General features: G+C 64.4%; 18 protein-coding genes. 10 read left to right on the top strand and 8 right to left on the bottom strand.

Going from position 1 to position 18154, the window contains the following annotated elements; translation table 11 throughout:
• A complete protein-coding gene (locus tag QQK95_RS18530; RefSeq protein WP_284275292.1) occupies positions 1 to 903 on the bottom strand; it encodes a phosphotransferase family protein in 903 nt (300 codons plus the stop codon).
• A 101-nt stretch (positions 904 to 1004) separates the two neighbouring features.
• On the opposite strand from QQK95_RS18530, the gene QQK95_RS18525 reads away from it, so the two are divergent.
• Positions 1005 to 1637 (top strand): class I SAM-dependent DNA methyltransferase, encoded by a 633-nt coding sequence (locus QQK95_RS18525; protein WP_284275290.1) that lies wholly within the window; start codon positions 1005 to 1007, stop codon positions 1635 to 1637.
• Here QQK95_RS18525 and QQK95_RS18520 read toward each other — a convergent pair whose 3' ends face one another.
• Complete coding sequence (locus tag QQK95_RS18520; protein WP_284275288.1) at positions 1638 to 4091, bottom strand: GcvT family protein; 2454 nt, start codon at positions 4089 to 4091, stop codon at positions 1638 to 1640.
• Positions 4088 to 4975: a phosphotransferase family protein gene (locus QQK95_RS18515; protein ID WP_284275285.1), complete on the bottom strand. Its 888-nt coding sequence runs from the start codon at positions 4973 to 4975 to the stop codon at positions 4088 to 4090. The genes QQK95_RS18520 and QQK95_RS18515 overlap by 4 nt, the downstream gene beginning before the upstream one ends.
• A 513-nt stretch (positions 4976 to 5488) precedes the next feature.
• Here QQK95_RS18515 and QQK95_RS18510 point away from each other — a divergent pair.
• A complete protein-coding gene (locus QQK95_RS18510; RefSeq protein WP_284275283.1) occupies positions 5489 to 6265 on the top strand; it encodes a DeoR/GlpR family DNA-binding transcription regulator in 777 nt (258 codons plus the stop codon).
• Here QQK95_RS18510 and QQK95_RS18505 read toward each other — a convergent pair.
• From QQK95_RS18505 to QQK95_RS18490, 4 genes are all read right to left on the bottom strand, one after another.
• The gene (locus QQK95_RS18505; RefSeq protein WP_284275281.1) at positions 6262 to 7161 is read right to left on the bottom strand and encodes an NAD(P)/FAD-dependent oxidoreductase; all 900 of its coding nucleotides are present in this window, start codon (positions 7159 to 7161) and stop codon (positions 6262 to 6264) included. The genes QQK95_RS18510 and QQK95_RS18505 overlap by 4 nt on opposite strands.
• Positions 7151 to 7600: an RrF2 family transcriptional regulator gene (locus QQK95_RS18500; RefSeq protein ID WP_284275279.1), complete on the bottom strand. Its 450-nt coding sequence runs from the start codon at positions 7598 to 7600 to the stop codon at positions 7151 to 7153. Before QQK95_RS18500 ends, QQK95_RS18505 begins: the two co-directional genes overlap by 11 nt.
• 68 nt (positions 7601 to 7668) lie before the next feature.
• Positions 7669 to 9030, bottom strand: coding sequence for a sensor histidine kinase (locus tag QQK95_RS18495; protein ID WP_284275277.1), 1362 nt, complete (start codon positions 9028 to 9030; stop codon positions 7669 to 7671).
• A gap of 10 nt (positions 9031 to 9040) precedes the next feature.
• Positions 9041 to 9715: a response regulator transcription factor gene (locus QQK95_RS18490; RefSeq protein ID WP_284275274.1), complete on the bottom strand. Its 675-nt coding sequence runs from the start codon at positions 9713 to 9715 to the stop codon at positions 9041 to 9043.
• Positions 9716 to 10105: 390 nt separating this feature from the next.
• Between QQK95_RS18490 and QQK95_RS18485 the strand changes: the two genes are divergently transcribed.
• The 3 genes from QQK95_RS18485 to QQK95_RS18475 all read left to right on the top strand — a co-directional run bounded on the left by QQK95_RS18485 (position 10106) and on the right by QQK95_RS18475 (position 12207).
• Complete coding sequence (locus tag QQK95_RS18485; RefSeq protein WP_284275272.1) at positions 10106 to 10606, top strand: class I SAM-dependent methyltransferase; 501 nt, start codon at positions 10106 to 10108, stop codon at positions 10604 to 10606.
• Complete coding sequence (locus tag QQK95_RS18480) at positions 10603 to 11220, top strand: DedA family protein (RefSeq protein WP_284275270.1); 618 nt, start codon at positions 10603 to 10605, stop codon at positions 11218 to 11220. The genes QQK95_RS18485 and QQK95_RS18480 overlap by 4 nt, the downstream gene beginning before the upstream one ends.
• Positions 11221 to 11301: 81 nt before the next feature.
• The gene (locus QQK95_RS18475; RefSeq protein ID WP_284275267.1) at positions 11302 to 12207 is read left to right on the top strand and encodes a LysR family transcriptional regulator; all 906 of its coding nucleotides are present in this window, start codon (positions 11302 to 11304) and stop codon (positions 12205 to 12207) included.
• Between the two features lie 131 nt (positions 12208 to 12338).
• On the opposite strand, the gene QQK95_RS18470 is transcribed toward QQK95_RS18475, so the two are convergent.
• Positions 12339 to 12821 carry a helix-turn-helix domain-containing protein gene (locus tag QQK95_RS18470; RefSeq protein WP_284275266.1) on the bottom strand — a complete coding sequence of 161 codons (483 nt, stop codon included), beginning with the start codon at positions 12819 to 12821 and terminating at the stop codon, positions 12339 to 12341.
• Between the two features lie 31 nt (positions 12822 to 12852).
• On the opposite strand from QQK95_RS18470, the gene QQK95_RS18465 reads away from it, so the two are divergent.
• The 5 genes from QQK95_RS18465 (at position 12853) to QQK95_RS18445 (ending at position 18146) form a co-directional block, all read left to right on the top strand.
• On the top strand, positions 12853 to 13743 hold the full coding sequence (locus QQK95_RS18465) for a class I SAM-dependent methyltransferase (protein ID WP_284275265.1): 891 nt from the start codon (positions 12853 to 12855) through the stop codon (positions 13741 to 13743).
• 212 nt (positions 13744 to 13955) lie between these two features.
• Positions 13956 to 15110, top strand: a complete 1155-nt coding sequence (locus QQK95_RS18460) for an ABC transporter substrate-binding protein (RefSeq protein ID WP_032933996.1) — start codon at positions 13956 to 13958, stop codon at positions 15108 to 15110.
• Between the two features lie 267 nt (positions 15111 to 15377).
• Positions 15378 to 16376, top strand: coding sequence for an ABC transporter ATP-binding protein (locus tag QQK95_RS18455; RefSeq protein ID WP_284275264.1), 999 nt, complete (start codon positions 15378 to 15380; stop codon positions 16374 to 16376).
• Positions 16373 to 17341, top strand: a complete 969-nt coding sequence (locus QQK95_RS18450) for an ABC transporter permease (protein ID WP_284275262.1) — start codon at positions 16373 to 16375, stop codon at positions 17339 to 17341. The genes QQK95_RS18455 and QQK95_RS18450 overlap by 4 nt, the downstream gene beginning before the upstream one ends.
• Positions 17331 to 18146, top strand: a complete 816-nt coding sequence (locus QQK95_RS18445; protein ID WP_284275260.1) for an ABC transporter permease — start codon at positions 17331 to 17333, stop codon at positions 18144 to 18146. Before QQK95_RS18450 ends, QQK95_RS18445 begins: the two co-directional genes overlap by 11 nt.
• The last annotated feature ends 8 nt before the right edge of the window (positions 18147 to 18154 follow it).

Below are 18154 nucleotides of genomic sequence, written 5' to 3'. Positions count from 1 at the left end.
TTAACCTATACGCACAGCCGCCAGGTGTCGTGAGAACTCCGGCGTTTCCATCAACGCCTTGCAGCGGCTGAAGCGGCCGTCGGCATAGGCGCGGAAATCGTCGACGGGATTTTCGTTGGCAAGCTGGATCAGGCCCCACAGCGTCCAGAGCAGATCGCACATGGCCTTGTAGATGACGATGCGGCCGCGCTCCGCCGGCCGCGCCTCGCCGCCGAAATAGGCGCGCATCAGCTCTTCGTCCTGGCCCGCATCGAACCTGCCTTCCACGCTGAGGTCGCCGAGATCCCAGAGCGGGTCGTTCATCCCCGAATATTCCCAGTCGACGATCCACATCCGCTCGCCTGTATCGAGGAAATTCTCGCACAGCGGATCGCAATGGCAGGCGACGAGGGGGAGCGGATGGGCGGCCAGGGCCGAGCGCACGCTGCCGGCCTCGCGCACCACGTCGTGATAGCCGGCAGGCAGGGCGACGTTCTTGGTCGACAGCACCTTGAGATAGTCGTCGATCATCGAAAACAGCTCGAAGCGGAAGGGGAACACCGCACCGGACGCGTGCAGCTTGCGGAAGGCTTCGCCGGCCCGGGCCGGACTGCCCGGCCTCTCCCTGAATTTCTCCGGCGACATCGTCACAGCGCCGGCGATGAAGCGCGTCACCATCACGCCGGTATCGGCGTCGGCATGCAGCACTTCGGGGCTGACGCCGGCTTTAGCAGCCTCGCGCGCGGCCATCGCTTCGTTGGCGCGGTTGATATATTCCTCGGTGCCTTTGCCTGGGATGCGCAGGCAGAGATCGCCGGCTCTGAAGACGAGATTGGTAAGGCCGCCGAGCCGCTCCAGCGGTCCGGTATAGCCGGCCAGCATGGGAATGGCGGCCAGTTTTGCCCGCGCCTCGTCTGTCGCCATGCCCGCGCCCCCGCCGTTATTTCTCACCGCAACGGTTCCACAATTTTCGCCGTTTGGCTATCATCGGATCGAAGGCAACTCGAGCAGGTGACACAGCAGCGATGACGGACGGTAAACATTTGGACGCGCTCAGCGCGGCCTACGCAGCCAAGCGCCCGGAGGAGGTGGCCGCACTCTATGACCGCTGGTCGCAGACCTATGACGCCGACATGTCGGCCGCCGGTTATCGTCATCCGACAATCTGCCTTGCTCTGATCGCCCGCCATCTGCCGCGGGGCGCGGCGCCGTTGCTCGATGCCGGCGCGGGCACCGGGCTCATTGGCGAATGGCTCGATATATCAGGCTATCCGCAAGTCGAGGCGCTGGACATCTCGCAAGGCATGCTGGACCAGGCCGCCCGCAAGGGTGTCTATTCCGCACTGCACTGCCTCGCGCTCGGCGGCGCGCTGCCTTTTGCCGACGATGCCTATGCCGGGATCGTCTCGGCCGGCGTCTTCACCTCAGGCCATGTCGGCGTCGAAGGGCTGGACGAGCTGATCCGCATCTGCCGGCCGGGCGGGGTGATCGTGCTGACGGTGAAGAACACGCTGTGGGACCAGGGTTTTGCCGCACGCATCGCCGAACTCGAAGCACAAGACGTCGTTACCCGCGTCGAGGAAACGCGCCCTTACGTCTCGATGCCGGGCGAGGCCGACACCGTGCCCAGCCGTGGCCTCGTCCTGCGGGTGAACTAGCTAGGCCTTTACCTTCTCCGCTGTCGGATCGTACATCGGCTCGAGATGGATTCTGGCCGGCGTCCGCTCCATCGCGACAACCAGCTCATAGTCGCCCGCGGCGAGGAAATCATCGCTCACCCCCTCGGCGTTGCGCACATAGCCGTAGCCGATGTTCTTGCCCAGCGTGTAGCCATAGCCGCCGCTGGTCAGATAGCCGACCGGCTCGCCATTGCGCAGGATGGTCTCGCGGCCGAGCAGCACAATTTCGGGACTGTCGACCGTGAAGCCGGCAAAGCGTTTCTTCAGAGGCGCGCCGCCAGCCGTCTCCAGCGCGCGCCGCCCGACGAAATCGGTGTTCTTTCTGAGCTTGACCGCCCAGCCGAGCCCGGCTTCCTGCGGCGTGTCGTTGGGCGTTATGTCGGAACCCCAGGCGCGGTAGCCCTTTTCCAGCCGCAGCGATTCCAGCGCCCTGTAGCCGACCGGGCGGATGCCGTGCGCCTTGCCGGCCGCCATCAGCGCGTCGAAGACTTCGCCGGTCGCCGCGATCGGCACGTGCAATTCCCAGCCGAGTTCGCCGACATAGGTAACGCGCAGCGCCCGAATCGCGTGGCCGGCGATGGCGATCTCGCGCACATGGCCGAACGGGAACGAAGCATTCGACACATCGACATCGGTCACCGCGGAGAGCACGTCGCGCGCCCGGGGACCCATCAGCGACAGCGTGCCGAAATCCTCGGTGACATCGTTCAACTCCGCATCGAGGCCCTGGCCGATATGGTCGCTGATCCAGGAGGCATCATGCGTGCGGAAGCCGGTGCCGGTGACGATGTAGAATTTTTCCTCGGCCAGCCGTGCCACGGTCAGGTCGGCCTCGATGCCGCCGCGCGTGTTGAGAAGCTGGGTGTAGGTCAGTCTTCCGACCGGCTTGCTGACGTCGTTGGCACAGATCCAGTCCAATGCCTTGGCGGCGTCAGGCCCGCTCAATTCGTATTTGGCGAAGGACGACTGGTCGAAGATGCCGACCTTCTCGCGCACATGCTGGTGCTCGTCGCCGACCGCCGAAAACCAGTTCTGCCGGCCCATGGAATAAATGTCCTGCGGCTCGACGCCTTCCGGCGCGAACCAGTTCGGCCGCTCCCAGCCGAGCTTCGAGCCGAACACGGCACGCTGCTGCTTCAGCCTGTCGTAAAGCGGCGAGACGATGCGCGGCCGGCCGCTGGCATACTCCTCATGCGGGAAGCCGATCGTGTAATGCTTGCCGTAGGCCTCCAGCGTGCGCTCGCGCACCCACTGTCGGTCGCGGTGCAGGTTGGAAAAGCGTCTGATGTCGACCACCCAGAGGTCGAGCGGCGCCTCGCCGTCGACCACCCATTGCGCCAGCACCCAGCCGGCGCCGCCACCAGATGCGATGCCGAAGGCGTTGAAGCCGGCGCCGACGAACATGTTGGCGCATTCCGGCGCCGTGCCGAGGATGAAATTGCCGTCCGGCGTGAAGCTTTCCGGCCCGTTGATCATCTGCTTGACGCCGACGGTTTCCAGCGCCGGCACCCGCGCGATCGCCTGCGTCATATGCTGCTCGAAATGGTCGTAGTCGTCGTCGAACAGGCGGAATTCCCAATCATTGGGCACGTCGCCGCCAGGGAGATCGGTCGCCCAGGCCTGCGGGTTCGGCTCATAGCCGCCCATCACCAGCCCGCCGACTTCTTCTTTGAAATAGGTGCGCCGGTCAGGGTCTCGCAACGTCGGCGCGTCGGTCGCCAGACCGTCGATCTTCTCGGTCATGATGTACTGGTGCTTCACCGGCTGCAGCGGCACGTTGATGCCGGCCATGGCGCCGACCTGCCGCGCCCATTGCCCCGCGCAGTTCACCACCTTGTCGCAGGCGATGTCGCCTTGATCGGTCTTCACCGCCGTGACGCGGCCATTCCTCATCTCGAAGCCGGTGACGCGGACATTCTCATAAAGCTTGGCGCCATGCATGCGCGCCCCCTTGGCCAGCGACTGCGTGATGTCGGAGGGGCTGGCCTGGCCGTCGGTCGGCAGCCAGGAGGCGCCGACAAGGTCGCCGGTTTCCATCAGCGGCCACATCGCCTTGACCTCGGCCGGGGACAAAAGATGCATGTCCATGCCAAAACTCTTCGCCGTGGTCGCCAGCCTTTTGTACTCGGTCCAGCGGTCGGCATTGGTGGCGAGCCGCAGGCAGCCGGTCATTTTCCAGCCGGTGGCAAGGCCGGTTTCGGCCTCCAGCCCCTTGTAGAGGTCGACCGAGTATTTGAGCACCCGGGTGATCGAGGCAGACGAGCGCAATTGCCCGACCAGGCCGGCAGCGTGCCAGGTCGAGCCCGAGGTCAGCTTGCCCTGTTCGAGCAGCACGACGTCGGCCTTGTGGTCGCGCGCCAGATGATAGGCCGTCGAGCAGCCGATGATGCCGCCACCGATGACGACGATGGCGGCCTGGCTGGGCAAGGTCATGATTTCAGGATCCCGTATTTTGTCCGGTAGTTTTCCAGCGCCGCGTCGAGCCGCACCAGATTTTCCTCGGTGTAGGCGACGTAGTCGATGCCGGGTGCGTCGAGATAGAGTTCCGACACCATGCTCCACATCGCCTCGCGCAACAGCGAGGCGCATTGCATGGCGGCGTGCGAGCGGCGGATCGCCGCGTCCGGTTCCTTCATGAAATAGGCGGTCAGGAAGGCAAAGGATTCCTCGTCGCTCATGCCGGCATTCGAGGCGACACCGGCAAGGTCGAACATTGCCGTGTTGAAGCCGGCATATTCGAAATCGATCAGCCACAGCCTGTTGCCGTCGTCGAGAATATTGGCCGGCAAAAGATCGTTGTGGCCGAAGACGATCGGCAGCAGTTTCTGCGCCCGCTCCAGCTCGTCGGCCAGCGTCAGCAGGCGCGGCAAGTCGTTGCGCTTGCGGCTGTTGCCCTCCTCGAGCGTGCGCGCATAGTCGCGGATGACGTGGAACACCCAGAACATGAAGCCGGCGCCGGAGACATGGTTCGGCATCTCGCGATGGAAGGATCGCAGCAGAGCCGCCACGCGGCCGAGATTGGCGCGCACGTCTTCTGCGAGGAAGGTCTTGGCGCCGAGAAACTGCGTCACCAGGATGCCGGGTTCGGAATAGTACACGGCCGGCGCGAAGCCTGCCGCATGCGCCGCCCGCGCCGTCATCACCTCGCGCTCGCGGAAGACATGGTGGAAGGGGTAGTCCTGACCGAAGCGCACGACATGTTTGCCGGCAGCGTCGCTGACCACATAATTGGCGTTGCTCAGGCCGCCAGGCAGGGGGGCGATCTCGATGGCGCCGGTCCAGCAGGGCAGGGCGCGGATGCGATCTTCGGCAATCACGGGATCATCCCTGGTTTGCTGGGCTTCGACTAAAGCGCGTCGCGTTGAAACGGATCCATGCGACGCGCTTCAGGTCTTTGTTTTTATGCATGTCGTTCTCCCAAAACCGAGGTCACTTTTGGGCGACATGCATGAGGCGCCATGGAAAGCGCGACGAGAGCGTGGAGAAACGCGAATAACCTCGTCGGTGCGAGACGCCAGGATCGGTATCCCGCACCGCACCGACGAGCCCCTTGGCCAGGATTTTGATCCCGGCATCCGCCCCCGCGGATTTGAAAATTCCTTGCGCCAGACATATTCAAGACTGTCTGGCCAGTGAGTTGCGGCTCTGCCATCGCCCTCCCGTTGCAGCTCCGAACCCCTGCTAATACTCAGATTTCACGCCAGGGTTGCCCGGTTGTCAATAAAAAGATGTGACTTTTTTTGGGTGTTTTGCCCGAAACCAAAGGTCAATCCCTTTAAAAGCGCTTGAATTACCTTAAAACCGGTCAAAAGCCTAAGCCGGGAAACCCAATGGTCCACTCCAAACGCCACGGCGAGATCCTGCGTCTGCTGCAGGAAGAGGGAACCGTCACCATCGCCAGCCTGGCCGATCGGCTGGGTGTTTCGCTGGAAACCGTTCGCCGCGACGTCAAGCCGCTCAGCAGCGACGGCTCGGTTCTGAAGATGCACGGCGCCATCGGCCTGCCGTCCATTGTCGGCGAGGCGCCGTTCGAACGGCGCATGCGCGAGAATGCCGATGCCAAGCGCGTCATTGCCCGCATGGTCGCGGCCACCATCCGTGACGGGGAATCGGTCATGCTCGACACCGGCACCACAACCTCGTTCCTAGCCCGGGAACTGCTCGGCCATCGGCGCCTGACGGTCGTCACCAATTCGTCCGACATCGCCCGCACGCTGGCCACCATCAACGGCAACAAGGTCTATATGGCCGGCGGCGAGTTGCGCAGCGATTCAGGCGCCGCGTTCGGCACTTCGGCCATCGAGTTCGTCAGTCGCTTCTCGGTCAGCCACGCCATCATCTCCACAGGCGCCGTCGACGCGGTGACGGGTGTCATGGACTATGATCTGGAAGAGGCCGAATTCGCCCGCATGGTGTTGTCGCGCGGCCAGCGTTCGCTCGTCATCACCGACCACACGAAATTCGGCCGTCAGGGCCTGGTCCAGGTCTGCGGCTTCGACGGCTTTTCCGAACTCGCTACCGACCGGTCGCCGCCGCACGACATAGAAGCGGCGCTGGCACAGGCCGGCGCGCGGCTCAGCATTGCCGGCGGCGAAGCCGGGTTCTAGCCAAAGACGAGCGACTGGTGGGCGCACACGCCCGCGAAGGTTCCGCCCGATACGGCGAAGGCGATGTTGTGCATCGCGCGTGCCGCGTCGCCGGCGGCATAGACGCCGGGAATTGTCGTCTGCTGCCGGTCGTCGACTGCTATCATCGGGCCGAGAAGGCCGTCCGTGAAGCCGCAGCCGAGCTGCTCGGCCAGCGGGCTTGCCATCGTGTTGCGCGGCGCGGTGAACATCGCCCTGACGCCAGCTTTTCGGCCGCCGTCGAGGTGGACGATCAGGCCGCCGGAGCCGTCTCCCCTGAGTTCGCTGACGGTCGCGGGTTCGAACCTGACATTTTTGCTCTCCAAAGCGAGCATCTGTTCGGCGTCGGGTTCGATCTGGCCGTTGCCGAACAGCGTGACGTCACCCCAATCGGCGATCAACTGCGCCTGATGCAGGGACATCGCGCCGGTCGCCAGCACGCCAAGCGGCCCGCCGGAAACCTCGTAGCCGTGGCAATAGGGGCAGTGCAGCACGCTCTTGCCCCATTGCTCGGCAAGCCCGGGAACCTTCGGCAGGATGTCGCGCACGCCGGTGGCCAGCACCAGCCGCGCGGCACCGAATGTCTCGCCGCCATCGGTGGTGATCTCGAAATCGCTGCTGCTGTTGGCGACGGCTTTGTCGGCGCGTGCCTGGGCAAACCTGGCTGTGGGATAGGCCAGCAATTGTCGCCTTGCCTCGTCGAGGAAGGCGCCGGGCGCGCGGCCGTCCTGGCCGAGGAAGCCGTGCGAATGCGCGGCAAAGCGGTTGCGCGGCTGGCCGGCGTCGATCACGAGCACGTTGCGCCGGGCCCGCGCGGCCTGGATGGCGGCTGACAGGCCGGCAAAGCTGCCGCCGACGACGGCAAGATCATACTGCATGGCTGGAAACTCCAATGAGGTCGTAACGGCGGCGGAAGTCGGCGGTCAGGTCGGCCAGCGTGATGCGGCTGAGCTTCTCCGCCAGCAGCTTTTCGGCCGCGATGCGAAAATCGTCGAGCACGGCGATCACCGCCTGTTCGACAAGGCAACCCGGGCTTTCCGGCTCGGTGCTGAACGGCAGCAGCGTCTCGCCAAGCGCGGCACCGATCTCGGCCAGCGAAATGTTTTCGGGCGCGCGTCCCAGCAGCCAGCCGCCGCCATGCCCGCGCGACGAGGTGACGATGCCGGCGTCGCGCAAGCCGGCGATGGTGCGACGCACCACCACCGGATTGGTGTGGATGAAGGTGGCGAGCTGCTCGGAGGTCAGCGCGTGCTCTGGCTTCTCGGCCATGTGGACGAGAATGTGCAAGGTGGAGGACAGTCGGCTGTTGCGTTTCATGTAACTTAATTAGTTACGATTTCGTCGATGTCAAACACACCAACGCAATTTTGTCGTTAAGGACGGTGCTATGCCGACAAGGCGCGAAAACTCATCCGGAAGCAGGCGCCGCTCGGCTTGCCGTCGAGGATATCGATACGCCCGCCATGCAGTTGCATGATCTCCTGCACCAGGTTGAGGCCGAGCCCGGCGCCGTGATCCTGGGGGCGCAGCCGGTAGAAGGGCTCGAAGATGCGTTCGCGCTCGGCTGGCGGCACGCCGTCGCCTTCGTCCCGCACCTCGATGACGGCGGGAGCGGTGACACTGACGGTGATCTTGCCAGCCCTGCCGCCATGCTCGATGGCGTTCTGGACGATGTTGGTCACCGCGCGCTCGATCGCCGTGCGGTCGCCGGTGGCAAAAACGGTTTCCCGTTCCGGCTCGAACGACATCTCGTATCCGGCTGAAAACGCCATCGGCGCCAGATCGACGATGACGCCGCGCGCGATCGTCACGAGATCGACTTTCTCGAAAGGCGAGGTCTGCCGGTCGAGGCGTTGCAGGTCGAGCAACTGGTCGGTCAGCGTCGAAAGCCGTGCTGCGTCCTGCAGCAGCCGGGCCCGCTCCGGTGTCGCCGGCAGCGAGGCCAGGCGCGTGTTGAGGATGGCGACCGGAGTCCGGAGCTCATGGGCGGCGTCGGTCAGGAAGCGCTTGTGGCGCTCGTAGCCCTTGTCGAGGCGCGCAAGGGCTGCATTCACTGCTTTCACCAGCGGTGCCACTTCCGTCGGCACGTCCTTCAGCGGCAATTGCACGCCGCGCTGGTCGATGTCGATACGTTCGGCCTCGGCGGCCGCATGGCCAAGACCCGACAGCGCGCCGCGCACCACCCAGGGCGTCGCGAACAGCGTGGCCAGCGCCATGAGGCCGGCAAGCGGCAATATGCCCTGCAGGAAGAATGCCGGCGCCTGCCCGAGCAGGCGCAGCAGCGAAAGCCCGCCCTTGGTGCCGGTGAAGATCTGGACGTTGCCCGCGGCCGTCTCGGTCCAGCGGATCTTTGCATCTGGCGGCGCGCTCTCGCCGATGGAATGGTCGATACGCGCGTCGCTGATCGTGTCCAGCAGCCCGGCGAAAGGTTGGAAGATGGTCGGAACCGTACCTTCCTGCAGCCGCTGTCCCTGCTTGTCGCGGATGATGAACCAGAGGCCGGGGACGTCGGATCGCAGCTTCGTCAGATCCGAGGTCTCGCGCAGCACGAGCTTGCTGCCCGCGTCACGCGCCACCGCATCCGCCAGCACGTCCATCGTGCCGTCCTCATAGTCGTGCGGAATGAGGCCGGTGGCGAGCAACGCGCCGAGAATGCCGATGATGATCAGCGTCAGCATCGCGCATTGCAGCAAGGCGATGCGCAGCACCAGGCTCCATTTGAGCGAACGCGGGCGTTTGAGGCTCATTGCTTGAGGCTCACGTCGTTTCGCGCAGCAGATAGCCGACGCCGCGAATGCCGTTGATCGTCACCCCGGCATCGGCGTCGGCAAGCTTGCGGCGCAGGCGTGAGACATGGGTGTCGAGCGCATTGGACTGAATCTCGTCGTCGAGGCCGAACACCGCTTCCATCAGCGCCTCGCGCTGCACCATGCGCCCGGTGCGCCGCATCAGCGCTTCCAGCACCAGCAATTCACGTCGCGGCAGGCTGAGCGGCTCGCCGCGGATCGCCGCCTCGCGATGTCCGACATCGAGCACCAGATGGCCGGCGCGGATGAATTGCGACTGCATCGGCGCCGGCCGCCTGAGCAAGGCGCGCAAGCGGGCCAGCAGTTCCTCGAAGGCGAACGGTTTTGCCAGATAGTCGTCCGCGCCCATGTCCAGCCCATCGACCTTGTCTGATGTGTCGCCTCTCGCCGTCAGCACCAGCACCGGCGTCGTGTTCGCCGCCGAGCGCAATCTCGGCACCAGCGACAGCCCGTCGCCGTCAGGCAACTGGCGGTCGAGCAGGATGGCGTCGTAGCTGTCGACGGCAACGAAGCCTTCCGCCTCGAGCAACGTGCCGGCGTGATCGACCACCATGTCGTGGCGCCTCAGCGCGGCACGCAGCGCCGAGACCATCTCGGGCTCGTCTTCGACCAGCAAGATCCGCATCCACACTCCCCGGCAACGAACACACCACATCGGGCGCTACCGCGCCAACATTGCGTGGACATGGCAAAGCCGAATGGCTCGAGGCCGGCAAGTTCTTTCTTTGCGTCCAAGCTATTGCGCAATGTCTATGCAATCCAGCCACGGCAAACAGCGCCGGTCGGCAGGAACCGCCCATGCCGGCGTCAAGGCGTCGGGCTCGACGATGCAACAGGTTCGGGTCCGACGCCGAAACGAAATCAAGCGGCCGCGCCAAATTGGTTGGCGTGCCGTTGTCCGGGATTGAGGTTGCTTATGCCTGCACATGATGCCCTGTCTTTTCTCATGGCGTGGACCGTTGCGCCGTTCAGGGTCGGCTCCGTCACGCCGTCCAGTTCCACCCTGGCGGCATTGATGACACGCGATATCGGTCCCCAGACAGGCCCGGTGCTGGAGCTCGGTCCCGGAACCGGCCCGTTCACACGGGCGCTGCTGTCACGCGGGGTGAGGGAAGACGATCTGACGCTGATCGAATCCGATCCGGATTTTGCCGCGCTTCTCATGCGCCGCTTTCCCGCCGCCCGGATCGTCGAGATGGATGCCGTCGGTCTGCGCCATCTGTCGCTCTTCCCTGGGCCGGTGGTTGGCGCTGCCGTCAGCGGGCTGCCCTTCCGCCTGATTTCGCCGCGCAAGACGCTTGCCATTCTCGAAGGCGTCTTTGCGAATCTGCGCCCGGGCGCGGCGCTCTACCAGTTCACGCTCGGCCGGCGCTGCCCGTTCGACCAGTCGCTTCTTGACCGGCTCGATCTCGAAGTCACGCGGGTCGGCCATACCTTTCGCAATTTCCCGCCGGCGACGGTCTATCGCGTCACCAGGGTCAAGACGCTCGGGACCTATGACTGGCGCTTCGCATGACGGGTCCGTTGTCGGCCATTCTCGGCTTCGGCCTGTTCGGTGTCTTCTGCCTTGCCTTCACCGAGAAGATCCTGCCGGTTCCGCCCTCGCATGTGCTGCTGCTGTTCCTCGGCATGACGGCGGCGCCGGATAGTTCGATGCTGGCGATCCTGCTGGCGGTGACGACACTTGCCTCCTTCGCCGGCTGCCTTGTCTGGTATGGCGTTGGCCGCCGGATCGGATTCGACCGTGCCGATCGGCTGATCGAACGGGTCGGCAGGTATGTCTTCCTGCGCCCGGCAACCTACCGCAAGCTTGGCCAGGCCTATCGCCGCAATCATGTCCGGGTGTCGCTGCTGGCGCAGTTTATCCCGACGGTGCGCAACTATCTGCCGATCGCGGCCGGCGCGCTTTGTCTGCCGGCACTGCCCTTCGCGATGGCGACACTGCTGGGCGCCACCATCTGGAATACAGGCTTCCTCCTGACCGGTTATCTCTTGCGCGGCAGTGGCCAGGATTCCTTCACGGTGGGCTTGCGCATCATCGTCATTGTCGTGGCGCTGGAGACGGCCTTCATGCTTGCATTGCGCTATGGCCCCGCATGGCGGCGGCGCATCAGGCTGGCGCTCGGCTGAGCGCATGGCACCAGTCTCCGGTCATTGGATAAGTTCCGCCATCGGCTTTCCTTCGCCCGGCCGCCGGTGTTTAGTCCGGCCATGGCCTTCACCATCCGCCAGCTGCAGTTCTTCATCGCCGTTGCCGAACAAGGCACGGTGTCGGGCGCCGCACAGAACCTCTCCATTTCGCAATCGTCGGTCACCGAAGCGATCAAGGAGCTTGAAAGCGATCTCGGCGTCGAACTGTTCGAACGCCATCCGCGCGGCCTCAACATCACCCATAAGGGCCACCAGTTCCTGCGCCACGCGACCAAGATCCTTGCCGACGTGTCCGACGCCCGCCGCTCTTTTTCCGGCGAGCAGGCTGTGGCTGGAGGGCGGCTGCAACTCGGCGTCACCTCGCTGGTCGCCGGCTATGTGCTGTCGGATCTGCTTTCCCGCTACCGCCGCGCCTATCCGGGCGTCGAGGTCTCGGCCATCGAGGACAATGGCGACTACCTCGAACACCTGCTGATTGGCGGCAAGCTCGACATCGCCGTCATGGTCACCTCCAATTTGCGCGATCGTACGGCGCTGCAGTCGGAAATCCTCGAAGTCTCGGCCTACCGCCTGTGGCTGCCGCTCGGCCATTCGCTCGTCGGCGCCGACATCATCAGCATTGGCGATATCGCCGGCGAGCCGCTGATCATGCTCACTGTCGACGAGATCGAGGAGAACACGGGAAAACTGCTGACGGCGATCGGCGCCAAGCCGCATGTCGCCTTCCGCACCCGTTCGGTGGAAGCCGTGCGCAGCCTGGTCGCCACCGGCGCCGGCGTGGCGCTGCTGCCCGATCTCGTCTATCGGCCATGGTCGCTCGAAGGCGACCGCATCGAATCGCGCGATATTTCGGGCTCCTTGCCGGTGGTGCAGGTCGGCATGGTGTGGCGGCGTGGCTCCAGCCTGCCGCAGGCGGCGCGCGATTTCATCGGCCTTGCCCAGTCGCAGCGCACGGTCCGTCGCTAGAGCAATTCCGGGAGAAGTGTGAGCGGTTTTCCCGGGAAAAGCGCATAGCACCTTCCCTTGGGAATTGCGTCAAAACAAAGAGTTGGAGCAGTTCGCCGTTTCCGTGAAACGATGAACTGATCTAGCTTGGCCTACTCCAGGCGGACGTTACCAGGCTCGCGCTTGCGCCTTGTGACGGAAACCGCCTCTGCCTTGAACGGCCCGATCGGCGCAACGTCGAAGCGGCCGGCGCCTGCAAGCCTGATGGCGCGGCGGAACGTCGGGCACTCCATTGGCCGGGCGGCCGGACATCTGGCGGCGTGACGCAAAGCCTCTCGGATCGCGGTGAGGCGCTGAATGGTGCGGTCCAATTCGTCCGCCTTGGCATCCAGGCGCCCTCGATCCATTTTATCCAGGCCGTCGGGCGCCAGCATCGCGGAAATCTCGTCCAATGCGAATCCACCGGCGCGTCCGAGCGCAATCAAGGCGAGCCGTTCCAGGACGGCCGGGTCGAACAGGCGGCGCAGGCCGCGACGACCGGTCGAGGCGATGAGGCCCTTTTCCTCGTAGTAGCGAAGTGTCGAGGCGGGCACGCCGGTGCGGCGCGACACTTCGGCAATGTCCATGTCTTTCATGCTTGACCTCAAGTCGGCTTGAACTCGTAGAGTGCTCGCGACGATCGGTGAGAGCAACACGAAAGCGAGGTCCGTTATGCCGCAATCCGCACCGCCAAACACACGCCAAGCCGCGCTCTGGAACGATGTCAGCGGAAAGGCCTGGGTCGAGATGCAGCCGATCCTCGATGAGATACTGGCGCCGTTCGAGCGGCTGGTGGTCGACGCCGGCTATCCCGGGGAAGGGGGTAATGTCCTTGACCTCGGCTGCGGCGCCGGCGCTACAACCCTGGCGATGGCGCGCCGCGTGGGCAACGGCGGACGATGTGTGGGGCTCGACATCTCGCAGCCGCTTGTCGCCCTGGCAACGGAACGCACGAAGCTGGGAGAGGCAGAAAACGCAAGTTTTGAAGTGGGCGATGCCCAGACATATGCGTTCGAATCGGGACACTTCGACGCTGTTATCTCGCGCTTCGGTGTCATGTTCTTCGATGATCCCGTGGCCGCGTTCGCCAATATAAGAAGGACAGCGAGGCGCGGTGGCAAACTCGCCTTTGTTGCCTGGCGCAGTCCGCTCGAGAATGATTTCATGACGACCGCCGCGCGAGCGGCTGCGCCGTTCCTGCCGCCCGCACCCGCGCCGGACCCCGATGCGCCGGGTCAGTTTGCCTTTGCTGACAGCGCCAAGGTGAAGCGGATCCTGGACGCGAGCGGCTGGGCTTCAATCGAAGTCGAACAGGCGGACCTCCCGTGTCGGATCGACCAACGCGATCTGATGACGTATGCCACCCGGCTAGGGCCGCTCGGCGCCGCGCTGCGCGAGGTTGACCGGGCAACGGCCGAAAAGATCACTGCGGTGTTGCCAACCGCGTTCGCGCCTTTCGTTGAGGACGGTGAGGCTCGCTTTAACGCCGCCTGCTGGCTGGTGACGGCGCTTGCCTGAAGCGGTGGCTGTCTATCGGAAAAACCGATATCGCCTTTCTGATAAATGAATTTGCGAAACCGGAATTTTCCAAGCACCTTCGGTTTCAGGGACCAAAGCCGCCATCAGAGGGGCATCAAGTCCATAGTTCGAACTGATATTTTTCAGTCCGCGCGTGATCTGGCGAAAACCGGAGCGGTTTCGGGGGCATGCGCCAAAATGGGAGATCGATGATGAATTCATTCCTGAAGTCATGCACGGCGCTGACGGTCGCGCTGACCTTCTCCGGTCAGGCCATCGCCCAGGTCAAGGAACTCGGCAAGGGCGAGGGCCAGGTCAACATCGTTGCCTGGCCGGGCTATATCGAGCGCGGCGAGACTGACAAGGGCTATGACTGGGTCACCGCCTTCGAGAAAGAGAGCGGCTGCAAGGTCAACGTCAAGACCGCCAACACGTCCGATGAGATGGTTTCGCTGATGAACGAGGGTGGCTTCGACCTCGTCACGGCTTCGGGTGATGCCTCGCTGCGCCTCGTCGCCGGCAAGCGCGTGCAGCCGATCAACACCGATCTCATCCCGAGCTGGAAGACGGTCGACGACCGGCTGAAGGACGCCCCCTGGTTCACCGTCGACAAGGTGCATTACGGCGTCCCCTACCAGTGGGGACCGAACATCCTGATGTACAACACCGAGGTGTTCAAGGAAGCGCCCAAGAGCTGGAACGTCGTCTTCGAGGAGATGAAGCTGCCGGACGGCAAGTCCAACAAGGGCCGCGTCCAGGCCTATGACGGCCCGATCCACATCGCCGACGCCGCCAACTACCTGATGTTCCACAAGCCGGAACTCGGCATCAAGGATCCCTACGAATTGAACGAGGACCAGTACAAGGCAGCCCTCGAACTGCTGCGCGTCCAGCGCACGCTGGTTGGCCGCTACTGGCATGACGCCGCCATCCAGGTCGACGATTTCCAGAATGAAGGCGTCGTCGCCTCCGGATCGTGGCCGTATCAGGTCAACACGCTGGTCGCCGCCAAGAAGCCGGTTGCCTCCACCGTGCCGGAAGAGGGCGTCACCGGCTGGGCCGACACCACCATGATGGAAGCCGACGCCGCCCACCCGAACTGCGCCTATATGTGGCTCGAACATTCGCTGTCGCCGAAGGTGCAGGGCGATGTCTCGGCCTGGTTCGGCTCGCTCCCCGTGGTGCCCGCCGCCTGCAAGGGCAACGAGCTTTTGACCGATGAAGGCTGCAAGACCAACGGCTACGACAATTTCGACAAGATCAAGTTCTGGAAGACGCCGGTTTCGAAATGCGCCACCCAGAACGACCAGTGCGTGCCTTATTACCGCTGGGTGTCGGACTATATCGGCGTCATCGGCGGACGGTGATTTCGCTTACCCTCCCCCTTGTGGGGAGGGTCGACGCGCAGCGTCGGGGCGGGGACAGCGCGGACGTTCATGCCGGAACCCAACCCCGGCCCTTCGCGAGGCTCAGGGCGTTCGAAGCTCGAAAAGCCAAGCAATTGGCTTTTCGTCCGCTTTGCGAACCACTTCTCACCCCCACAAGGGGAGGTAGGGCGCCGCGCGACTTCGCGGCCCGCCTCAGTGCGGTGCAGGCGACGTCAAAAGATCAACCGGCAACAGACTGACAGTCCCATGACATCAGCCGTCTCCTTCCAGAAAGTCTCGCGCCATTTCGGCAGCGTGCGCGCCGTCGACGCAGTCGACCTCGACATTGCGCAGGGTGAGTTCTTCGCCATGCTCGGTCCCTCCGGTTCCGGCAAGACGACATGCCTGCGTCTCATCGCCGGTTTCGAGCAGCCGACTTCGGGTTCGATCTCGATCTTCGGCGAGCGCGCCGAGGGCGTGCCGCCCTATCGCCGCAACGTCAACACCGTCTTCCAGGACTACGCGCTGTTTCCGCATCTCAATGTGCTGGATAACGTCGCATACGGGCTGATGGTCAAGGGCGTCGGCAAGGCCGAACGGCACAAGGCGGCCGAGGAAGCCCTGTCGCTGGTGCGGCTGCCAGGCTACGGCGCCCGCCGCCCCGGCCAGCTTTCCGGCGGCCAGCGCCAGCGCGTTGCGCTCGCCCGCGCTTTGGTCAACCAGCCCAAGGTGCTGCTGCTCGACGAACCGCTCGGCGCGCTCGACCTGAAGCTGCGCGAGAACATGCAGGAGGAGCTGAAATCGCTGCAGAAGGCGCTCGGCATCACCTTCGTCTTCGTCACCCACGACCAGGGGGAGGCGCTGTCGATGGCTGACCGCGTCGCCGTCTTCAACGACGGCAGAATCATGCAGATCGGCACGCCGGAGGATATTTACCAACGGCCGAGAACCCGCTTCGTCGCCGATTTCGTCGGCTCCTCCAACGTGCTGCCGCCGGATTTCGTCCAGCGTTATTCCGGCCAGCACCGTTGGGGGAGTCTGCGCCCCGAATCCATTCGCGTCAGCCGCGCCGCGAGCGGCGAGGGCGTCGCTGCCCGCCTCGTCTCGACCAATTATCTCGGCGCCACCACCAGGCTGGCGCTCGATGCCGATGGCTTGAAGCTGCATGCCGTTGTGCCGGCCGGCACGGCGCTGCCTGCCGAAGGCGAGGCGGTGATGCTCACCTTCAATCGCGAGCACCTGCACCTGATGGACGAGCCGGCATGAGCGTCGACGTCACCATGCCGCGCGCCACGGCCCCCGCCATCCTGCCCGGCAGCGGCGGCATGCGCGGCGCGCTGTCGGACCTGTTCTGGCGCCGGCCGCAATTGCTTCTGCTGCTCATGCTTTTGCCGCCGGTGCTGTGGCTCGGCATCGTCTATATCGGCTCGCTCTTCGCACTGCTGGCGCAGAGCTTTTTCTCCATCGACGAGTATTCCGGCCTCATCAACCGCCAGTTCACGCTGAAGACCTATGGCGATCTGCTCCAGGCCGCCAATCTCGACATCATCCTGCGCACGGTCACCATGGCGGCACTGGTCACGCTGGCCTCGGCTGTCGTCGCCTTTCCGATCGCCTACTATGCCGCGCGCTATGCCCGTGGCCGCTGGAAGGCGCTGTTCTATCTCGGCGTCATGCTGCCGCTGTGGTCGAGCTACCTGGTCAAGATCTATGCCTGGAAGCTGATCCTGGCCAAGGAAGGCATCCTCACCTGGCTCTTCGCCAAGCTGCATTTGCTGTGGCTGCTCGATGGCTGGCTGTCGCTGCCGGTCGTCGGCGGCAACTCGCTGTCGGTGTCGTTCACCGGCACCTTCATCGTCTTCGTCTATGTCTGGCTGCCCTTCATGATCCTCCCCGTTCAGGCGGCGCTCGAGCGGGTGCCCGGCAATCTGGTCGAGGCCTCTTCCGATCTCGGCGCTTCGCCCGGCCAAACCTTTCGCAACGTGCTGTTCCCGCTGGCGCTGCCCGGCATCGTCGCCGGCTCGATCTTCACCTTCTCGCTGACATTGGGCGATTACATCATCCCGCAGATCATCGGCACCTCGCGCCTGTTCATCGGCCAAGCCGTCTATTCGCAGCAGGGCACCGCCGGCAACATCCCGCTCGCCGCCGCCTTCACCGTGGTGCCCATCGTCATCATGGGATTCTACCTCTGGGGCGCCAAGCGCATGGGGGCCTTCGATGCGCTCTGACCGTGGTCAATCGGCTCCGCTCGGCCTGAAGATCGCCGCCGCCAGCGGCCTGCTCTTTCTGCATCTGCCGATCCTGCTGATCTTCGTCTATGCCTTCACCACCGAGGAGAAGAGTTTCGTCTGGCCGCCGCCGGGGCTGACCACGCAATGGTTCGCCGTCACATGGAACCGGCCCGACGTCTGGGAGGCGCTGTCGCTGTCGGTGCGCGTCGCAGCCATCTCGACTGCGATCGCGCTGGTGCTCGGCACGCTGTGTGCGGCCGCCGTCTCGCGGACGAAATTCTTCGGCCGCGAGACGATCTCGCTGCTGGTCATCCTGCCGATCGCGCTGCCCGGCATCATCACCGGCATCGCGCTCCGCTCGGCCTTTTCGCTCGCTGACATCCCCTTTTCGTTCTGGACGATCGTGCTCGGCCACGCCACTTTCTGCGTGGTCGTCGTCTATAACAATGCGGTCGCCCGTTTCCGCCGCACATCCGGTTCGATGATCGAGGCCTCGATGGATCTCGGCGCCGACGGTTTTCAGACCTTCCGCCACGTCGTGCTGCCCAACATCGCCACCGCGCTGCTTGCCGGCGGCATGCTGGCCTTCGCTTTGTCTTTCGACGAAGTCATCGTCACCACCTTCACCGCCGGCCAGCAGCAGACCGTGCCGATCTGGATGCTGGAGGAACTGATCCGCCCGCGCCAGCGCCCGGTCACCAATGTCGTGGCCATGGTCGTGGTGCTGGTGACGCTGCTGCCCATCCTGTTTGCCTATTACCTCACCCGCGACGGCGACCAGATCGCCGGTTCGGGCAAATAACGGCAGTT

This window comes from Mesorhizobium huakuii (genome assembly GCF_030160235.1).
GTDB classification, from domain to species: domain Bacteria; phylum Pseudomonadota; class Alphaproteobacteria; order Rhizobiales; family Rhizobiaceae; genus Mesorhizobium; species Mesorhizobium huakuii.
This window is presented reverse-complemented; position numbering and strand designations above follow the sequence as displayed.